The organism is Roseovarius sp. A-2, from assembly GCF_002072155.1.
Classification (GTDB): domain Bacteria; phylum Pseudomonadota; class Alphaproteobacteria; order Rhodobacterales; family Rhodobacteraceae; genus Roseovarius.
Map to the genome: position 1 here is coordinate 18704 of NZ_BDIY01000022.1, position 17450 is coordinate 36153.

The 17450-nt window shown below is 61.9% G+C and carries 19 protein-coding genes and 1 tRNA gene; 5 read left to right on the plus strand and 15 right to left on the minus strand.

Annotation, left to right across the window (positions count from 1 at the left end):
* Window positions 1-30: 30 nt before the first annotated feature.
* The 3 genes from coaBC to BHD06_RS18430 all read right to left on the minus strand — a co-directional run bounded on the left by coaBC (window position 31) and on the right by BHD06_RS18430 (window position 2936).
* Window positions 31-1224 carry a bifunctional phosphopantothenoylcysteine decarboxylase/phosphopantothenate--cysteine ligase CoaBC gene (gene coaBC / locus BHD06_RS18420; RefSeq protein WP_080458441.1) on the minus strand — a complete coding sequence of 398 codons (1194 nt, stop codon included), beginning with the start codon at window positions 1222-1224 and terminating at the stop codon, window positions 31-33.
* Between the two features lie 66 nt (window positions 1225-1290).
* Window positions 1291-2061, minus strand: coding sequence for a ChaN family lipoprotein (locus BHD06_RS18425; RefSeq protein ID WP_080458442.1), 771 nt, complete (start codon window positions 2059-2061; stop codon window positions 1291-1293).
* Window positions 2058-2936, minus strand: a complete 879-nt coding sequence (locus BHD06_RS18430; protein WP_080458443.1) for an RNA polymerase factor sigma-32 — start codon at window positions 2934-2936, stop codon at window positions 2058-2060. Before BHD06_RS18430 ends, BHD06_RS18425 begins: the two co-directional genes overlap by 4 nt.
* A gap of 108 nt (window positions 2937-3044) precedes the next feature.
* Between BHD06_RS18430 and cobU the strand changes: the two genes are divergently transcribed.
* Complete coding sequence (gene cobU, locus BHD06_RS18435) at window positions 3045-3566, plus strand: bifunctional adenosylcobinamide kinase/adenosylcobinamide-phosphate guanylyltransferase (RefSeq protein ID WP_080458444.1); 522 nt, start codon at window positions 3045-3047, stop codon at window positions 3564-3566.
* Window positions 3563-4135, plus strand: a complete 573-nt coding sequence (locus BHD06_RS18440) for a histidine phosphatase family protein (RefSeq protein WP_080458445.1) — start codon at window positions 3563-3565, stop codon at window positions 4133-4135. Before cobU ends, BHD06_RS18440 begins: the two co-directional genes overlap by 4 nt.
* A gap of 88 nt (window positions 4136-4223) precedes the next feature.
* Here BHD06_RS18440 and BHD06_RS18445 read toward each other — a convergent pair whose 3' ends face one another.
* From BHD06_RS18445 to dapF, 9 genes are all read right to left on the minus strand, one after another.
* Window positions 4224-4892, minus strand: coding sequence for a cupin domain-containing protein (locus BHD06_RS18445; protein ID WP_080458446.1), 669 nt, complete (start codon window positions 4890-4892; stop codon window positions 4224-4226).
* Between the two features lie 42 nt (window positions 4893-4934).
* On the minus strand, window positions 4935-5975 hold the full coding sequence (locus tag BHD06_RS18450) for a fatty acid desaturase (RefSeq protein ID WP_080458496.1): 1041 nt from the start codon (window positions 5973-5975) through the stop codon (window positions 4935-4937).
* 184 nt (window positions 5976-6159) lie between these two features.
* Window positions 6160-7011, minus strand: coding sequence for a cytochrome c1 (locus tag BHD06_RS18455; protein WP_080458447.1), 852 nt, complete (start codon window positions 7009-7011; stop codon window positions 6160-6162).
* Between the two features lie 10 nt (window positions 7012-7021).
* Window positions 7022-8344, minus strand: coding sequence for a cytochrome b (petB, locus tag BHD06_RS18460; RefSeq protein WP_080458448.1), 1323 nt, complete (start codon window positions 8342-8344; stop codon window positions 7022-7024).
* A 12-nt stretch (window positions 8345-8356) separates the two neighbouring features.
* Window positions 8357-8917: a ubiquinol-cytochrome c reductase iron-sulfur subunit gene (petA, locus tag BHD06_RS18465; protein ID WP_080458449.1), complete on the minus strand. Its 561-nt coding sequence runs from the start codon at window positions 8915-8917 to the stop codon at window positions 8357-8359.
* A 178-nt stretch (window positions 8918-9095) separates the two neighbouring features.
* Window positions 9096-9704 carry a glutathione S-transferase gene (locus tag BHD06_RS18470; RefSeq protein ID WP_080458450.1) on the minus strand — a complete coding sequence of 203 codons (609 nt, stop codon included), beginning with the start codon at window positions 9702-9704 and terminating at the stop codon, window positions 9096-9098.
* A 180-nt stretch (window positions 9705-9884) separates the two neighbouring features.
* The gene (locus BHD06_RS18475) at window positions 9885-10505 is read right to left on the minus strand and encodes an FMN-binding negative transcriptional regulator (protein ID WP_080458451.1); all 621 of its coding nucleotides are present in this window, start codon (window positions 10503-10505) and stop codon (window positions 9885-9887) included.
* A gap of 13 nt (window positions 10506-10518) precedes the next feature.
* Window positions 10519-11778, minus strand: a complete 1260-nt coding sequence (gene mtaB / locus BHD06_RS18480) for a tRNA (N(6)-L-threonylcarbamoyladenosine(37)-C(2))-methylthiotransferase MtaB (RefSeq protein ID WP_080458452.1) — start codon at window positions 11776-11778, stop codon at window positions 10519-10521.
* Window positions 11775-12608, minus strand: coding sequence for a diaminopimelate epimerase (gene dapF, locus BHD06_RS18485; RefSeq protein ID WP_080458453.1), 834 nt, complete (start codon window positions 12606-12608; stop codon window positions 11775-11777). Before dapF ends, mtaB begins: the two co-directional genes overlap by 4 nt.
* A gap of 108 nt (window positions 12609-12716) precedes the next feature.
* On the opposite strand from dapF, the gene BHD06_RS18490 reads away from it, so the two are divergent.
* A tRNA-Lys gene (locus tag BHD06_RS18490) sits at window positions 12717-12792 on the plus strand.
* Window positions 12793-12859: 67 nt separating this feature from the next.
* Here BHD06_RS18490 and BHD06_RS18495 read toward each other — a convergent pair.
* Window positions 12860-14086, minus strand: coding sequence for a recombinase (locus BHD06_RS18495; RefSeq protein WP_254892477.1), 1227 nt, complete (start codon window positions 14084-14086; stop codon window positions 12860-12862).
* Window positions 14076-14345: a hypothetical protein gene (locus BHD06_RS18500; protein WP_080458454.1), complete on the minus strand. Its 270-nt coding sequence runs from the start codon at window positions 14343-14345 to the stop codon at window positions 14076-14078. Before BHD06_RS18500 ends, BHD06_RS18495 begins: the two co-directional genes overlap by 11 nt.
* A 221-nt stretch (window positions 14346-14566) precedes the next feature.
* On the opposite strand from BHD06_RS18500, the gene BHD06_RS18505 reads away from it, so the two are divergent.
* Window positions 14567-14932 (plus strand): VPLPA-CTERM sorting domain-containing protein, encoded by a 366-nt coding sequence (locus BHD06_RS18505; protein WP_080458455.1) that lies wholly within the window; start codon window positions 14567-14569, stop codon window positions 14930-14932.
* Window positions 14933-15085: 153 nt separating this feature from the next.
* Here BHD06_RS18505 and BHD06_RS18510 read toward each other — a convergent pair whose 3' ends face one another.
* Window positions 15086-15949, minus strand: coding sequence for a helix-turn-helix transcriptional regulator (locus BHD06_RS18510; protein WP_376764866.1), 864 nt, complete (start codon window positions 15947-15949; stop codon window positions 15086-15088).
* Window positions 15950-16093: 144 nt separating this feature from the next.
* On the opposite strand from BHD06_RS18510, the gene BHD06_RS18515 reads away from it, so the two are divergent.
* Window positions 16094-17311: an ABC transporter substrate-binding protein gene (locus BHD06_RS18515; protein ID WP_080458457.1), complete on the plus strand. Its 1218-nt coding sequence runs from the start codon at window positions 16094-16096 to the stop codon at window positions 17309-17311.
* Window positions 17312-17450 lie beyond the last annotated feature (139 nt).

A 17450-nucleotide genomic window follows, 5' to 3' on the forward strand; every position in this document is an offset into this window, starting at 1 on the left:
CTTTCATTGTTCCAAAAATACTCAAAATTCTCAGGCCAGTGCCTGCGCGATCCGCTCGGCCAGATGCCGCGCCACCTGCGCCTTGCCCATGCGCGGCCAACTTTCGGCACCCTCGTCGGTGATCAGCGTCACGGCATTCTCGGTCCCGCCCATGATCCCCGTGCCCGCGCTCACGTCATTGGCGACGATCCAGTCACAACCTTTGCGCGCACGTTTGGCGGTGGCGTGTTCTACCACGTCATGCGTCTCGGCGGCAAAGCCCACAACGAGGCTCGGACGTCCTTCCGCGATCTGGCTCACCGTCGCCAGAATGTCCGGGTTCTCGGCGAATTCCAGCACCGGCAATCCGCCCTCGGTCTTCTTTATCTTGCGGTCGGTTGGCTGCGCCATCCGCCAATCGGCCACTGCGGCGGCAAAGATAGCGGCATCGGCGGGCAACGCGGCCTCGACCGCCGCCAGCATGTGCCGTGCGGTCTCGACGCGGATCACCTCGACGCCTTCGGGGGGCGGCACGGTTGCGGGGCCGGTGACGAACACCACCTCCGCACCCAAAGCCGCCAGCGCCCGCGCAATCGCCGTGCCCTGAGCACCGGAGGAGCGGTTGGCGATATAGCGTACCGGGTCGATAGGCTCATGCGTCGGGCCGGAGGTGACCAGCACGCGCCGCCCCCGGAGCGGCCCATCTGCCAGCGCCGCCTCGACTGCGGCAAGGATCTCGGGCACCTCGGCCATTCGGCCGGGGCCATGCTCGCCACAGGCCATGTCGCCCTCATTGGGGCCGACGAATCCGATCCCGTCACCAATCAGCGTCTCGATATTGCGCTGCGTTGCCGCGTGCTGCCACATCCGCACATTCATCGCCGGGGCCAGTAGCACCGGCGTGTCGGTGGCCAGCAGCAGCGTCGAGGCCAGATCATCCGCATGACCATGGGCCATCTTCGCCATCAGGTCGGCGGTGGCGGGGGCCACGACAATCAGATCAGCCGAGCGACTGAGCTCGATATGCCCCATCTCGGCCTCGTCGGTCAGGTCGAAAAGGTCCGAAAACACGCGGCGCCCCGCCAGCGCCGAGACCGACAGTGGCGTCACGAATTCCGTCCCGGCCCGGGTCAGAACCGGCGTCACCTCAGCCCCGCGCTCGCGTAGCCGCCGGATCAGATCGAGCGATTTGAACGCCGCGATGCCGCCGCCGATGATCAGTAGAATGCGTTTCGAGGTGAGCATGGGCGTTCCTTCCAGGGCCGCGCCGACAGTAGGGCGGCTGCCGCGCGCGTGCAAGGGCGCGGGCGGCTACTCGAACGCCGCGCAGGGATCGGGGCGCGGGGCGGCAGGGGCGGATTTGATCGCATCGAAACCGCCCTCCAGCGGGCGGTTGTCCTCGGTCTGACCCAGCACCCAGATATCGAGATCCGGGGCAATCTTGTCCAGCACTGCGGGCACGCCCCAGTCACGGCGCGCATGGCCGTTGCCGGTGATCACCACCACCGGCCCGCCGGTCTCGTCCACTGCCTGCACCACCGCCCGAGCCAGCACCGCGTCGCGCAGGCGCTGCACCGCGACCATGCCGGGCAGCATCTCTTCGGGCAGCGCGTCGCAATGCGCCGCCATCTGCATCGCCTCGCGCGTGGCCTGCTCTTCCGGGTCGAGATCGCGGTCGAGGCCGTAGCGTGCGGCCTCTGGCCCGAACGCCTCTGACGGGCCGCTGTCGAACACCGCGCGCGCCGCGTCGCGCGGCACCAAGGCACCGTAAATCACCGCCTCGGGGGCGGCTGTGAAGATCGGATGATACATGGTGAAATCGGGCCAGCCGCTATCGGCCCAATCCAGCGCCTCGGCCAGTGCCGCGGCATCGCCGCGCAGCCCGGGGGTCGCGCGCGCAGCCTGATCTTCGGTCAGCATCTCAAACACGATGGCGGCGGGCTGCAACCGCGCCACCTGTGCGGCCTGTTCTGCGTGATGGTCGGGGTTGTCATGCACCTCGCCCAGTATCGCCACATCCTGCGACGCCACCGGACCGGCGGCGCATAGGGTAACTGTCAGGGCAAGGGCGCGCAGGCTCATGCGAGCAGGTTCTGCACCTCGCCGCCGTGCTTTTCAAGATGCTTGCGCATTTTCTGGAACGCCGCCGCCTCAAGCTGACGTACCCGTTCCTTGGACAGGCTCAGTTCCGCACCGAGACTTTCCAGCGTGCGCGGCGCATCGCGCAGCTTGCGCTCGCGGACGATGAAGCGCTCACGCTCGTTGAGCTTGCTCATCGCATCGCCCAGCCAATCGCGCAGCGCCTGCAAATCGTGATCCTTCTCAACCAGCTCATCGCCGCGCGCACCCTCATCCTCGATCGTGTCGATCCACTCGCGCCCCTCATCCTCAGAGGATTGTCTGGCATTAAGCGAGAAATCGGAGCCCGACAAACGCCCCTCCATCATTTCAACATCGCGCAAGGGCACGCCGACCTCATGCGCGATCATTTCGCGCAGTTGGTAGCCGTCCAACTCCTCGCCATTGGCCATCGCTTCTCGCTCGATCCGAGCCTGAACCCGGCGCATATTAAAGAAGAGTGATTTCTGCGAGGAGGTCGAGCCGGTACGCACCATCGACCAGTTGCGCATCACGTAATCCTGAATGCTCGCCTTGATCCACCACACGGCGTAGGTCGAAAATCGCACGCCCCGGTCGGGGTCGAACTTGTCGGCGGCCTTCATCAAGCCAAGCCCGGCCTCTTGAATGAGGTCGTTCATGGGCGCACCGTAGCGGCGGAACTTGGACGCCATCGAAATGGCCAGTCGCATGTAGGCGGTGATCAAGCGGTGCAACGCCTCCTCGTCCCGATCATCTCGCCATGCATAGGCGAGTTTGAGTTCGGTTTCGGCGTCCAACATTTCTGCTTTCATCGCGGTGCGGGACATGTTGCTTTGCTGCGGTGCATCAAGTGGCATTGTATTCCCCTGTCATGCATCTGGTGCCAAAGTGCTCTTTCTGAGCATTTCACGGGGTGTTACGAGACAAGATGTGAACCGGATCAAAATAAACAAGGTTTGAGAGACATGTTGCAGCCGCTGACCCTGGTGCTCGGAGGGGCTGCCTCCGGAAAGTCCGCCTATGCCGAGGGGCTCGTCCGCGCGGCTGGCAGGCCCCGCATCTATCTCGCCACGGCCGAAGCCCATGACGCCGAGATGCGCGCCAAGCTCGAGCGTCACCGCGCGCGGCGCGGCCCCGACTGGCGCACCGTCGAGGCGGCGCGCGATATTGGCCCGGCACTCGCACAGGCAGGGTCCGGTGATGTCGTCCTGCTCGACTGCGCGACGATGTGGCTCTCCAATCATCTGCTGGCCGAGAGCGATCTTGCGCAGGCCGAAGCGGCGCTCGTCGCGGCGCTCGACAGCTGCGCGGCACCGGTCGTCGTAGTCTCGAACGAGGTCGGGCTGTCGGTGGTGCCCGACAACGCGCTCGCGCGACGGTTTCAAAATGCGCAGGGCGCGCTCAACCAACGGCTTGCGGCGCGCGCGGGGCTGGTGGTCAACGTGATCGCGGGGCTACCGCAGGTGCTGAAAGGAACGCTGCCGTGAGTCGGGTTTTCTGGGTTCGACACGGTCCGACACATGCCAAATCCATGGTCGGCTGGTCCGACATTCCCGCTGATCTCAGCGATACCGCGTGGCTTGCGCGGCTCTCGACGCATCTGCCGGAGGGCGCGCTTGTGGTCTCGTCCGATCTCATCCGCGCACGTGCCACCGCCGATGCCATCGCCGGGCCACGCCCGCGCCTTGCCGACGAGCGTGACCTGCGCGAAATCCATTTCGGTGATTGGGAGTTGCAAGACTTCGACAGCATCCCCGACCAGACCCATCTGCGCGCCTTCTGGGAACATCCGGGCGATGTCCGCCCCCCCGGCGGTGAAAGCTGGCTTGAGGTCTCGACCCGCGTCTCGGGTGCGGTGGCACGGCTGCGCGCGGCCCATCCGGGGCGCGATATTGTCGCGGTGGCCCATATGGGTACGATCCTCACGCAAGTGCAGGCGGCGCTCGGGATCAGCGCCTATGACGCCTTCGCGCAGCGCATCGACAATCTGTCAGTGACCGAACTGCACTGGGCAGGAGGTCGGTGGCAGGTGCGCGGGATCAATCACTGTCCGTAAGATAAGCGGCACGTGGCCTTGAGCGGACATAGCATCCCGCCAGAAGGTCCCGCGCGGGATGCGGTGACGGCAGATCAATGCCAAAACATCAGGCGGCCGCCTGATCCAAAAGATGCCCCGTTTTCACATAAATCAGACAGCCCTCATCTGAGAACGGTGTATGTTCCGAAAGATGCGGGCTGCGCAGCCAGGTGCCGGCAGGATAATCGCCATGCTCATCCTGAAACGTGCCCTCAAGCACGAAAATCTCTTCGCCTCCCCAATGGCGATGCGTGTTGAAACGGGTGCCGGGAGCCCAGCGAACAAGCGCCACGTTCTCGTTTACCGCCGCATGCAGCGGCAGCACGCTCAGCCCGTCGACCTGACCGGGCCGAAACTCGGCCAAGCTCGTGTCGATATGGAACTGTTCGGTATCCGAGGGGTCGAACTGGTGCAGTTTGACGAGGATGGTACAGCCCTCGCGCGTATGCGGCTTGTGCCGCGTGCCGATCGGGTTGCGCACATAGGTGCCCGCCCGGTAATCGCCCGATTCGTCGGAAAAAACGCCGTCGAGCACAAGATATTCCTCACCACCGCCATGCGTATGCGCGTCGAACCAAGAGTCGGGTGCGAACCGCACGATGGTCGTGGCGCGCGCGACCTCGTCGCCCACGCGGTCGAGCATCATCCGCTCCACCCCGCCCGCAGGCGACTGAACCCAATTGTAATCTTCGGGCCGGATCACGACCCGCAGCGAGAAATCGGCATTAAGGCGCATATCGGTCCTCCTTGTCCGGACATAAGCGACGGCCCGGCGAATTCAAGCGCCGCCCATGACCCCCCGCGCCTCGGCAAAGGACAACAGTCGCCGCGCCCGTTCATCCCACAGGTGCAAACGTGCATTGGCCAGGCTCTCGCGGATGGTCATCCGGTTGATCCGATCCAGATAGGCGTGATCGCGTAACACTTCGGGCAGGCGATAAAAGGGGATACGGCTGTTGACGTGATGGACATGGTGAATGCCGATATTAGCGCTCAGCCATTGCATCCAGGCGGGCATCACGTAATGCGAACTGCCCTCAAGGGCTGCATCGTGCAATTGCCAGTTCTCCTCGGCCTCCCAATGGGTGGTCTCGAACTGGTGCTGCACGTAGAACAGCCACATCCCCGCCGTCGCCGCCAGCAAGGTCGAGGGCAGGAAAATCAGCAGGATCGGCATCAGCCCCCCGAACCATGCAACCAATCCAAGAGCCGCCAACAAGACGGCATTGGTGACCATCGCACTGACCCAATACCGCGCGCGCCCCATAAAGCCGAGCGGCAGCCGGTTCTCCAGCAGGAAAATATAGCCCGGCCCCAGCCCGAACAGCACCACGGGGTTACGGTAGAGCCGGTATTTCAGCCGCTGGAACGGCGTAAGGGCGGCATATTCCGCCACCGTCAGAGTGTTGATATCGCCGATCCCACGCCGTCCCAGGTTGCCCGAGGAACTGTGATGGATCGAATGCGAATGCCGCCAGACGTCATAGGGCGTGAGCGTCATCACGCCCAGCGCACGCCCCAACCAGTCGTTGAGCGTTCGGCTCCTGAAGAATGCGCCATGGCCGCAGTCATGCTGGATCGCGAACAGGCGCAACAGGAACGCCGCCGCGCAGACCGCGAGCGCGAGGCTCAGCGCGTAGCTGACCGACAGCGCCCACCAGGCCATCCCCCACAACGCCAGGAACGGCACAAGGGTAACGGCCAGCTCAAAGGCGGCGCGCGGCGAACTCGGCTCGCGGTATTTCGCGAGAAGCTGTGCCCATTCCCTGCCAGCCCGAATTTCGGGTTGCGGCAGGACGGGATTGGAATGATCGGGCATGTGCCTGCTTTTTTTTGTCTCGATGGCGAACTGCATAGTGGATTGGCGGGCTTTTGCAAACGCTGCGTTGATCCCGACCCTGCGCTATTTGACCACGCCGGGGCATTTTCGCCGCTCGCGGCACGCAAAAGCCCCGCAGGGCAAACCTGCGGGGCTTTGAATCCTGCCCTGGAGGCGAGATCGGTCAGCTGGTCTTCTTGCCCTTGATCGGGGCCCAGATCCGCTTGTTGGTGAGATAGAGCAGCACCGACAGCACGGTAAGGAAGATCACCCCCGACAGGCCCGCATGCTTGCGTGCCATCATCTTGGGCTCCGCCGTCCACATCAGGAACGCCGCCACATCCTTGGCCTGTTGCCCCAGCGTCGCCTCGGTGCCGTCGTCATACTCGACATCGTCACCCCAGAGCGGCTGCGCCATTGCAATCCAGCTGCCGGGCACGGTCGGGTGACCATGCTCGTCCTTGCATTCCTCCGGATAGCCACCGGCGGTGAAGGCGGCGTTATAGCTGCCCTCGAAATCCTCCGGCGCGCATTCCGGCGGCTCTTCATAGCCAACCATCAGCGAGTAGATGTATTCCGCCCCGCCCATGCCCTTGAAGAGCTGCGCCAGACCGGTGCCGTAAGGCCCGTGGAAGCCGGCCCGCTTTTTCGCCATCAGCGACAGGTCAGGGGCGTTCTCCAGTTGCGACCCGGGGAAATGATCCACCGGTTTGGCCGCCCGAAAGTCGTCGATCTCCTCGTCGAAGACCTCGAACTGCCCGGCATAGGCGCGCATCTGATCACCGGGCAGGTGCGGTCCGCCCTCATCCGCCAGCGTGCGGAGCGGTACGTATTGCAGCCCGTGGCAGGCCGAACAGACCTGCGTATAGATCTTGAGACCGCGCTGAAGCTGGTTCTGGTCGAACTTGCCGAACGGCCCCTCGAAGGAAAAGTCGACATCCTCGATATGCCCCGCGCCCCCGGCGGCGAAGGCGCCACCGGCAGAAAGGGACAGCGCCACGAGGGCCGCAATGCCTGTTTTCTTGAACATTGTCATCCGTCCTTTCTTATTCGGCAGGCGTTTCGGCCTTGCCATAATGCGCATCGAAATCCTCTTCGATGGTGGCAGGCTGCGCCTCGGGTTTCTCGATCACGCCAAGCAACGGCAGGATCACAAGGAAGTAGGCGAACCAATAGGCCGACGCGATCAACGAGATCGTCGAATAGGGCGGTTCTGCCGGCATCGCGCCGACCCACATCAGGACGACGAAATCAATCGCCAACAGCCAGAACCACCACTTGAACATCGGACGGTAACGGCCCGAGCGCACCGAGGAGGTATCAAGCCACGGTGCCAGCGCCATCACCGCGATCGCGCCGAACATCGCCAGCACGCCGAAGAACTTGGCGTCGATGATCCCGCCGGTAATCCAGCTTGCGAACATCACCACCCAGACGTCCGAGGTAAAGGCTCGCAGGATCGCGTAGAACGGCAGGAAATACCATTCCGGCACGATATGCGCGGGTGTCACCAGCGCGTCGGCCTCGATATAGTTGTCAGGGTGCCCGAGATAGTTGGGCATGAAGCCGACGATTGCGAAGAAGACGACCATGATCACGGCGAGCGCAAAGAGGTCCTTGATCACGAAATAGGGCCAGAACGACACCGTGTCCTTCTCGGCCTCGGCCTTCGACGTCCGGCGCACGTCAACCCCGGTGGGATTGTTGTTGCCCGTGGTGTGGAACGCCCAGATATGCAGCGCCACCAGCGCCGCGATCACGAAGGGCAGCAGGTAGTGCAGCGAGAAGAAGCGGTTGAGCGTCGCATTGTCCACCGCCGGTCCGCCCAGAAGCCATGTCTGGATCGCATCGCCGATGAACGGGATCGCGCCAAAGAGGCCGGTAATCACCGTGGCCCCCCAGAACGACATCTGACCCCAGGGCAGCACGTAGCCCATGAAGGCGGTGCCCATCATCATCAGGTAAATCAGCATGCCGATGATCCACGTGATCTCGCGCGGGGCCTTGTACGATCCGTAATAGAGACCGCGGAAAATGTGCAGGTAGACCGCGACAAAGAACAGCGACGCGCCGTTCATGTGCAGGTAGCGGATAAAATGCCCGCCGTTCACGTTGCGCATGATATGCTCGACGCTGGCAAAGGCCATATCGACATGCGGCGTGTAATGCATCGCCAGGATGATGCCGGTGGCGATCTGCAACACGAGGCAGAAAGTCAGGACAATCCCCCAGATCCACATCCAGTTGAGGTTCTTGGGTGTGGGAATCATGATGGTGTCGTAAAGCAGCCCGACGATGGGCAGGCGCGAGTGAAGCCACTTTTCGCCGCCGGTCTTGGGCTCGTAATGATCGTGTGGAATTCCGGACATGTGCGCGTTTCCTTATCCCAGTTGGATCGTCGTATCATCGACGAATTCGGCCACGGGAATCCAGAGGTTCTCGGGCGCGGGGCCTTTGCGGATACGTCCCGCGGTGTCGTAGTGAGAGCCGTGGCAGGGGCAGAACCAGCCGCCGAAGTCACCGGCACCATCCCCGATCGGCACGCAGCCCAAGTGGGTGCAGACGCCGATCATCACCAGCCACTCGCCCGCCTCGTCCAGCGTGCGGTTCTGATCGGCAGCGTCCAGCGACATGTCGTTGCGGTTCTGCGCGTTCTGATCGGGCAGCGCTGACAGTTCCACCGAACGGGCCGCCTCGATTTCCTTTTCCGTGCGGCGACGGATGAAGACCGGCTTGCCGAGGAACTTGACGCTGATCTGCGAGCCCGGATTGACCCCGGCCACATCGACGCGGATCGAGGACAGGGCCTGCACATCCGCCGACGGGTTCATCTGGTTGACCAGCGGCCAGATGGCGGCCCCTGCGGTGACGGCACCTGCGCCTGCGGTGGCGTAGTAGAGGAAATCCCTCCGGGTGCCTTCGTGATCTTCTGCGTGGGACACGAGGTTTACTCCATTATATCAGTGCCGCGTGCGGCCTCATACGGTGTTCGGGCCACGGGAATCCCGCGACCACTCTGCCCGGTTATTTAACGGGGCTTTCCCGAGGCGTCCAGCCTGCATTGCCTCAATCCGAATCAGAGCGCGCATCTGTCGCGCTTGTTACCATGCCGCCCAAGGCTCACGCGGCATCCGGCGCGGTTTTCGCCATGCTTTCGCGCGCACGGAACTCGGCATACCATGTCTCAAGGGCGGGCCGCCTGGTACGCCATCCGCGCGCCTCGTGGCGGAAATCGAGATAACCCAGCGCGCAACCCATGGCGATATGACTCATATCCAGCGGCCCGGCCAGATGGCTCATCCAGCGCGCCTCTACCGCGTCGAGCGCCCGGGCGACCTTGGCCCATTGCGCCTCGACCCAAGGCGCATATTGCATCTCCTCGGGGCGAAACCGCGCCTCATAGGTCATCAGCACGGCGGCGTCCATGATCCCTTCCGCGGTGGCCTCCAGCGTCAGCACCTCCCAGAGTCGCGCCTGCGGGTAGAGCCCGCCATCAGCCATGTCGTCGAGATAACGGGTGATCACCCGGCTGTCATAGAGCGTCGCCGCGCCCTCGCGCACCAGGGCCGGGATCTTGCCCAGCGGATTGGCCGAGGCGGCTTTCGGGTCTGTATCGAGCGGCGTGGTGGCCAGATTCACCACCTCGACGCTATCAGACAGCCCGGTCTCGAGCAGGAGCACGCGAACTTTGCGCACGAAAGGGGAGAGTGGTGAGGCGATGAGCTGCATGGGGGATTCCTGAGGCTGTTGTGAGGCAGACGCTAGGAGGATGCGGCTCGTGTGTAAAGCATGGTTGGCCTGACGCTGCCGTTGCCGCATCTCGCGCGGCACCTTCTGGCGGGGTGCTATGGCCACTCCAGGCCATACTTACCACTTGATTCGCACTTCGCAGAACCGGCACCCGCCCCGTCAGGCGGGCGGTTCGCGCATCAGGCGGGCAAGCATCGCCACGTCCTGCCCCTGCCCCGCTACCTGCAGCGGATCGGCGGCGCGCAGGCGCACGTCCTCGGGTTTGTTCTGGCCCAGCTTCCAGGTGCCCGCGATCTCGTCCACCCGCATCTCACAGGGCACGATCTGCCGCATCATCCGCTCCAGCACCTCGGGTGTCATTTTCTCCGCCCGCCACTCGGGCTTGGGTGCCAGCCGAGACTCGAACTCTGCCGATTGCCGGTCAAGCAGGTCGCGCATCCGCTCCTGCGGCTGCAGACGCACCTCGCCCACCAGATGCACGGCGACGTAATTCCAGGTCGGCACCTGATCGGCGACGCCATACCAGTCCGGCGAGACGTAGGAATGCGGCCCCTGCACCGCGAGCCGCGCAGGCAGCGGATCAGACATGAGCCGCACGATAGGGTTGGAGCGCACGAGGTGAAACTCGGCCCGTGTGCCGTCCTCCGACAGCAGGAACGGGATATGGCTGATCAGCGGCGCGTCGCCCGTGGTCACCGCCAGCACGCCAAAGCCCTGCCCGCGCGCGAAGGCGATATTGCCCGCGGCGTCGACCTGACGATAGGTAGGGTTGGGGTGCATCGTGGACTACCCTTCAGAAAGCGGTAAGCTGCGTGCCGGTATGGCCGGTCACGGTCGCGCTGACAATCGTGCCTTCGGGGCGGTCACTGCCAAAGGCGACCTCGGTGAATTGCTCGGTCCGGCCCATCCGCGGGTTTTCCATCAGCACCGCGTGGCACCGCCCCTGCTGGTCTGCCAGATGCGCCGCGACACGCCCCTCACCCGCCGCCCGCAGCCGTGCGGCCCGCGCCTTGATCGCACGCCCGTCCACCTGCGGCATCTTTGCCGCCGGGGTGCCGGGGCGCGGCGAATAGGGAAAGACATGCAGCCATGTCAGGTGGCAGTCCTCGACCAGCCGCAGCGAGTTTTCGAACGCCGCCTCGCTCTCGGTCGGAAAGCCCGCGATGATATCGGCACCAAAGGTCATCTCGGGCCGCAGGCGCCGTGCCTCTTCGGCAAAGCGGATCGCATCGTCACGCAGATGCCGCCGCTTCATCCGCTTGAGGATCAGGTCGTCGCCATGTTGCAGGCTCAGGTGCAGATGCGGCATCAGGCGCGGCTCGGTCGCGATGGCCTGCATGAGATTGTCGTCCACCTCGATCGAATCGATCGACGAAATACGCAGGCGCGGCAGATCTGGCACCAGCTTCAGGATGCGCATCACCAGATCGCCCAGTTTCGGCTGTGACGGTAGATCCGCACCCCAGCTTGTCAGGTCCACGCCGGTCAGCACCACCTCGTTATAGCCTGAGCCTACCAGCCGCTTGATCTGATCGACAACGACGCCCGCCGGAACGCTGCGCGAATTGCCCCGGCCATACGGGATGATGCAGAAGGTGCAGCGATGATCACAGCCGTTCTGCACCTGCACATAGGCGCGGGAGCGGGTGCCGAATCCGTCGATCAGGTGGCCCGCGGTCTCAGTCACGGACATAATGTCGTTGACCTGCACACGCTCGCTATCGCCGATGAAATCGGCGGCAAGGCGGCCCCATGTGTCGCCCTGCATCTTCTCGGTATTGCCGATGACGGCATCGACCTCTTCCATCGCGGCAAAGGTCTCGGGCTCGGTCTGCGCCGCGCAGCCGGTCACGATGAGGCGCGCACGGGGATGCGCACGGCGCAACCGGCGAATTTCCTGCCGGGCCTTGCGCACGGCCTCCGACGTGACAGCACAGGTGTTGACCACAACGGCATTTTTCAGCCCCGCCTGCCCGGCAAGATCCTTCATTGCCTCGGTCTCATAGGCGTTCAGCCGACAGCCCAGCGTGGTGAATCGCGGCGCGTCGGTCATTGGAACCCCGCAAGGAATGCGGGCGTCAGATGGCCGCTCGCGACATGCGCCGTCTCGCCAGTCATCCAGACGCCATCCTCGCGCCAGTCGACGTCGAGCGTGCCACCATCAAGGGTGATCCGCACGCGCTGCCCGGTCAGCCCGCGCCGCGCGGCGGCAACGGCCACGGCGCAAGACGACGAGCCCGAGGCGAGCGTCACCCCCACACCCCGCTCCCAAACCCGCATGCGCAGATGATCGGGGCCGATCACGCTCGCCACCTGCACATTGGTGCGCTCGGGATAAAGCGGGTGATTCTCATAGCGCGGCCCGAACTGGTCGAGCGAGACGGCACAGGCATCCTCGACGAAAAAGGTGCAATGCGGATTGCCCATGCCGGTGGCGGTGGGGGTGCCCTCTATTGGCATTTCCAGCGTGTCCATCGCCTTGGCGAGCGGGATGTCCTGCCAGTCCAGCTGCGGCTGTCCCATGTTGACCGAAGTCAACCCGCCCCCCGCATCGACCGCCCGCAACGCCCCGCGCGCGGTGGTCAGCGTGACTGCGGTCTTGCCCGTCTCCTGCATTATATGGCGCGCAATGCAGCGGGTGGCATTGCCACAGGCCGCAGAGGTAGAGCCATCGGCATTGTAGAAAGTCAGATGCGCATCCCCGTCGCCCACCCCGATCACCGCAAGCTGATCGAATCCGATACCGCGATGCCGGTCCGCAATCCCCGCGACCAGAGCCGGAGAAAGCGCAAAATCACCTGCACGGGCATCAAGCACGACAAAGTCGTTGCCCAACCCGTGCATCATCATGAAAGCCAGCCCTGTCTCGCGGATATCGCTCATGTCCGGGCATATAAACCCGCGCGCGGGATGAATCCATACGATCCTTTGATCCAGCGCCACTTTCGGGGTTGACCCCCCGCGCCGCTCTTTCTAGATAGCGCCCCTAGTGGGCCGTTAGCTCAGTTGGTAGAGCAACTGACTTTTAATCAGTGGGTCGCAGGTTCGAATCCTGCACGGCTCACCACTGTTTCAAGGACTTAGCGCTTTCACCGGCATGGTGTTGGATCGAGAATGTTCTTGATCCGATCCAACTAACGATTCCGTCGCAACTGGACAATCTGGTTTGCACCATCGCTGCGATTTCTCGAGTAGCGATTTGTTGTCGACACACTTGCATGTTGAGCTGCATCGCGAAGCGCATAGGGATCGACACCAAGGCTTTTGGCTTCCGTGACCGCTCCGGCACGGATATCCATCATCCAGATGTTCTTGGGCAACCCTGCAGCTTTTCGCATTCGCGCCCAAGCTTGCGTCCAACCGCTGACTGTATATGGCAGACCGCCAGCGCGCGTCGACAATCTAACCGGTCCTACCGGATTCTCCTGTCGTAGCATCCGGAGCCTCGACTGAATTTCAGGCAATGGTGTCAGGTCGAACCAGTACGGCTCAGGAAGGCTCTTTGCGGTCTTGGATATGACCTTGGAGAAGCCTTTGAGGTCTGCATCGAACATGTCCCATGTCAGACCGTCCTGCCACCACTTGCCATTGCGGATTATGCCCCCTTCCCGTTCATGGGTCTCGAGCCACTGGCCGCGCACATCCACCGCGCGAAGAGTGAATTCAAACTGAATAAGTATCCCCAGGGCAAAGTCCGGGAGCCCTGCTGCATCTGCTGCGGAGACAATCTCATAGATTTGCGCACGCGTTGGCGCTACCTGCCGGGCAGCTTCGACTTGAAAGCGCATTTCGCCAAGCGTTTGTGCAACTGCCGCCGCTTCCCTGATCTGCAGTGCCTTGCCGTAGCGCGCGACGCGTCTGAGCGTATTGAAGAAGCGGTGAATGTATGACGTTGAACGCCCCTTCTCTTCCATTGCTTTCTGGATACGTTTGATCTGCTCATAGTCCAGATCCTGGATCGGCATGTGCCCGATTGCGGTTTCCAGCTTCGCGAGCTGTTGAAGGTAGCCATGCTTGGTATTTTTCTTCACTTCGTAGATTGGCGAGAATTCATCGGACTTGTAACGCCCGATAAGGTATTGCCACGTTCCAAGACGCAGCTTTGGCTGATCCAGTGCCTCCCACCATCGTACGAGTTCCTGTGTCAGTTGACGGCACCGCAGCGCGCGCTCGCGTTGATACTCATCTTCGGGATAACCAGGTGCGCCAACTTTCACAGAACTGACCTTGTATCCTGCGGACAGATATTTCTGAGGGCATTTCCAGCGGGCCTGTCTCGCAAACGGGTCCTGCCCGGACCACGACAGACACGGCGCGTAAAGCGGGTCTGACCCATCCCACAGCGCGTCCTTAAAGGGCATGGAGATTTACCTCCGACTTGGTCCTTTCGCTGGAACCCGAATACGACGCTGCGTCGGGGATGCGGCGGCGATTATCAATCCAGGCATCGACGTCCGCCTTGTGATAGTAATTCGTGAGCGGATCCCGCTTGGGAAATCCTTCGCTTTCGAGCGTCGCGCGACGCCGAAGGAACATGCCCTTCGACATTCCCAATCTTTGTGCCGCCCAGGAAATCGAGCCAAAAGCGCTGCTATTGCTGAAGGTCAGATCTTTGCTCATGCCGGGATGTTCTCCGTATTAACATGACTTCAGGGGGGTGCAATTCAGCCGGGGCAAGCTTGATTTTAGTCAAACTTTTGGGCACAGGTCGTTCGTCTTAATCTGCTAAATCTAGCAAAATCGAGATTCACTGGCATTGTACCATATCGGTGATATTGCAAGCTTGGCGTCACGCGAATACACGGAGTTATCAAGCGCATTTTTCGTGGCTAAATGTAGCCATGTACACAAAAAATAGCCCATTCTTCCTTTCAGCGCAATACATACCGTCACCAAGATCGCTGATTGCTTCCAAAATCGAGCCGACGACTACCGGGGTCGCCGACCTTCTGGACCTCACGGACCGTGAGATCGTAATTCACGGTGCTTTCACCAATTTCGCACTTCAGGATGATATCGGAGACGGCCTAGGGGGTGGAATCCTCGATGACGGCGAAGGTAACCCAACCTCGGCAGCGCGCAACTACAATGCCGGTCTGCCAGTTCTCTCGGGCGAAATCAGTCCTGTACCGCTGCCCGCTGCGAGCCTGCTTCTGTTGACCGGTATTGGCGGTCTGGGTGCATTGCGCCGATTCCGCAAAAGCTGACCCCGGGCGTCGTCGCGACCTTGGACAGGCCCCGCTCAACGGCGGGGTCTTCTCTGTCTTGAACCTGTGAAGGCTCCGGCACGGACAATCGGTCGGAAGCGCCGTGGCGAGTTTATATGTGACTAAGCACCCAAGTTGACGGCGAAGATGTCACTAGCTCTGAGACACGGCTTCGCTTCTGAAGAGGATTGGGTCGGAGCCGCCATGTTGTCCCAAGTAGCAGAGCACGCTGGGAGGCACTCCGTCGTCGTGCGGCCCGTAGAGACCACATCGCTGCATGGTCGCACGCAGATCGACACTGCGCCCGATCTTTTCCAGCACAACGCGCGATGCAACGGGCTCATGCGCGGCGGTTGCGGTGACGCCCATCTTCATCCCATTCAGCGTACAAATGCGGTTACGATAGGGTGGAAACAGGATCATGTGCGACAACTCCTGCCCCAACACCCCCTCCTGATCCAACATGTGTATCCGGTGCCCAATCATCAGCAGGATGCCGGTGTATTTGAACACATCCACGCCGGACGTCGTCACGCCGTCCTGATTGGCCGGCGCACGCTGATCCCTCAGGCGTTCGATGGACTTATACATCATCAGCCCGTTATCTTCCTGAATATGCAAGAGCGATTTGAGCACCAACCGCGGCGTCGTGAAGGAATAGCGGAACTCGTAGTAATAGCCCTCATAGCTTTTGAGTTGATTGATCTGACCCGCCGCTGCCTTGAGCAGTGCCGACAACAGCGGGGGCGTCAAACCCGAATTCAGCGGCAGACCAGGTTTCAGGCGCACGATGTCCCGAAACTGATCGTCCGGCATGAGGATCTCATGTTCGTCAACGCCAAAGAAATCGCAAAGACGGCGCATGGAGCGAGCAGATGGATGGGCCGCTCCTGCAAGGTATTTCATGATCTGTTGCCGGTTCATCCGCAACTGCCGCGCGACTTGAGAGACCGAGCTGTGGTAACTGCACAAGAGACGCAGGTTCTTGGGAAAATAGTCTCGCATATCGCCTCGCATTTGTCGCTAGTTGATGCTGTTCAGATGACTAGTCACGACAAATCTATAGCCCCAAGCTAATTGCTCCAAGGTCTGCTGTGGTTCAGACTTCCATTTGGTAAACGCATCTGAACGCGCGAACCTCTAGCCAAAAGGGAATTCAGGATGAAAAAGACAGCACTCATAGCAGCGGCGTTTTCAACGTCGCTTGTTGCGGCTGCCGGGACGCTCGCAGCACAAGAAACCATCAAGATCGGCGGGATCGCCCCGCTGTCGCCTCCGGGTGGCGTCCAGACCGGCGAGTCGTTGCGTGACGGCATGGTGGTCGCGGTCGAAGAACTGAACGCCAATGGCGGTATAATGGGAAAGCAGGTCGAACTGATCATCGAAGATACCTCCGGTGTGCCGGAAAAAGGTGTGGCCGCTTTCGAACGCCTTGCAACGTCGGAAGGCGTGGTCGGCGTGACCGGTTCTGCGCATAGCGCCGTCTGTTCGGCAGTAGGCCCCGTGGCGGAGAAAACCAACACGGTCTTTGTCGCCGGTGAATGCTGGTCCGACAGCGTGACCGCAGCGCAGATCGACGAAGTGTTCCGCATCACAGTTGCCAATTCCCTTGTCTATTCGGTTGCGGCCGACTGGGTGAAGGAAGCCGGTTTTGAGAACATCGCCATCATCTCGGAAAACTCTGACTGGGGTTTTGGCATCATTGACGTCTTTACCGAGAATTTGAAGGATACCGGAGCCAATGTGACCTCCTTCACAGCGGAACGCACCGTTTCGGATTTCACGCCTCAGCTGCTGCAACTCAAGCGCTCGGATCCTCAGCCGGACTTGATTGTTGCGGGCTTTACCGGATCTAACCTGCTGTTGATGCTGAGGCAGGCTGCGGACCTCGGAATTGCGCCAAGTTCCGAGACCGCAATTTTTGCCGCCGGGGCCGATGTTCTGGAACCCGAGTTCTGGGACGTGATGGGGGACGCTGGCAAATACGTCATCGGCAATCCCGCTGGCCTGCCTGGCAAACCGGACACGCCGTTGTCGCGAAGCTTTGGCAAGGCCTATCAGGACAAGTTTGCCCGCCCCGCAAACGCAGTGGCGATGGAAGGCTATGACGGCGTGATGGTGCTTGCACAGGCGATCGAGAATGCCGCCAGCACCGAATCCGATGCCATCGAAGACGCTCTGCGTAGCCTGGAGTGGGACGGCACACGCGGCACCATCAGCTTTGCCGAGACCACGGACCCGGCGTGGAAATTCCAGCAATGGCTGGGCGTTCCGATCTTCGTGATCCAGTATGACGAGGTAAGCCAGACGCCGTCGGATGCCGCGATCCTGTGGCCGCGGGAACAGGCAACCACGGAGGAGATCTTTTTGAAGCCGTAACACCGCTTCCAGATCAGAAAAACGAAGAGGCGCACGGGGCCCGTGCGCCTCAGACTTTTGACAAGCTCCTCGCCTTTGGCGGGGACTTTTCATTCAGGTGGGTACTTTGAGACAGCCCGGTTTCCCAGTTTGGGAAAGG